The sequence below is a fragment of the Acinetobacter sp. YH12235 genome, assembly GCF_013417705.1.
In the GTDB taxonomy this organism is placed as follows: Bacteria; Pseudomonadota; Gammaproteobacteria; order Pseudomonadales; family Moraxellaceae; genus Acinetobacter.
Map to the genome: position 1 here is coordinate 1 of NZ_VPDL01000061.1, position 1,476 is coordinate 1,476.

2 protein-coding genes and 1 pseudogene are annotated in these 1,476 nt (G+C 39.2%); all 3 read right to left on the reverse strand.

The genetic code is table 11. From position 1 onward, the window contains the following. Window positions 1-125: pseudogene (locus FTV13_RS15465) on the reverse strand (CmlA/FloR family chloramphenicol efflux MFS transporter); the annotation flags it as partial. Between the two features lie 74 nt (window positions 126-199). After that, window positions 200-1,075 carry an SDR family oxidoreductase gene (locus FTV13_RS15470; RefSeq protein ID WP_078081115.1) on the reverse strand — a complete coding sequence of 292 codons (876 nt, stop codon included), beginning with the start codon at window positions 1,073-1,075 and terminating at the stop codon, window positions 200-202. Between the two features lie 86 nt (window positions 1,076-1,161). Then, window positions 1,162-1,476: hypothetical protein (locus FTV13_RS15640; RefSeq protein WP_218944809.1), on the reverse strand; the 315-nt coding region annotated here is incomplete at its 5' end.

Consider the following 1,476-nt stretch of genomic DNA (forward strand, 5'->3'; position numbering starts at 1 on the left):
GTCGCGAACGTCGCCACCAGCATGGCCGACGCGCCCACTGCTTGAAGTAGACGGAAAGCGACAAAGGCCGGTGCAGTTGAAGACCAAGCTGCTCCCAGAGACGCAATGACGAAAGCCGTTGCGCCCGGTGATTAAGTTAATAAACATATTAAATCATTAATTAGTTTTTGTAGTTTAGAGAGTTTATTTCTTAGGGTTTCTATTCCTCAATTATTCCGTATCCTTCTGGTGCAGGAATCCCATGTTCCGAAGAACGACTGACTGATTCCCACTCTTTCCATGTAAATATACGTTTTTCTGCATTTTCAACAGCTAAATCATATACAAGGCTTCCCAGAACTAATCGGAGAGGCGGATTCTCACTATTAACCAGTTTCATTATAGCTTCGGCGGCTAACTTAGGATCACTATCCACCGATTCGTTTGAATATTGTTGGGCCAACTTTTCACGTAATGAATCATACTCTTTTTTCTGTGTAGTAAAACTCATTTTTAAGTATAGATTCGTCCAGTAACCTCCAGGTTCTACGATAGATACTTTTATACCAAAATGTGCAGCTTCTTGTGCTAAAGCCTCGCTAAATCCTTCTAAAGCAAATTTACTAGCGCTATAGATTCCCGACATTGGACCACTAATCAGTCCACCAATACTAGATATCTGGATAATATGACCTGATTCTTGTGCCCGCAAGTACGGCATAACAGCTTGACTTACCCATACTGTACCGAAGAAATTAGTTTCCATTTGGCTTCTAACTTCATCTTCACTAAATTCTTCAATCATTCCCATTACCATATTCCCTGCATTGTTAATGACAATATCGAGTCTTCCAAAATGTTTAATGGCAGTTTCCACTGTAGTCGAAACAGCACTTCTATCAGTAACATCAAGACTTAAAGGAAGTAACATTCCTTCAAACTGGCATTTTAACTCATTCAGTTTTTCAATATTTCTAGCAACACCAACAACCTTCTCTCCTGACTCCAATGCTTTTTTTGTGAATTCGTATCCTAGTCCACTGCTTGCACCTGTAATAAACCACACACGTGTATTTTCATTGTTATTAAATGTCATAAATAATCTCCTCCATTAATCATGTAATATTGGTATCATTCAATACCAATTTAAAACAAACAAAATAAAGAGCACAGGCAATCTGCCTATGCTCTAAATATAGAAATATAAAATTTCAACAGGATTAATCCGATTGTTGGTATCACAAATAAGCCATCAAATTCATTGATGTACCCTTTTCTACGAAGTGTCATGGGAGATCTCCCTTTAAAATAAAAAAGAGGAAGATTCCTCTCCCCCTTTTTACTATAACCGTATAATAAAGGTTTCCTATACGTATAGGAAGAATAAACGCCCTTTTCACCCAAGTCCAACAGCTTTGGACCGCAGTTGACTCTTTCGACACCCCTGCGATGCAACCCAATCCGGCTGACGGGGAGCCAGCAACGCTGAAAATTTAC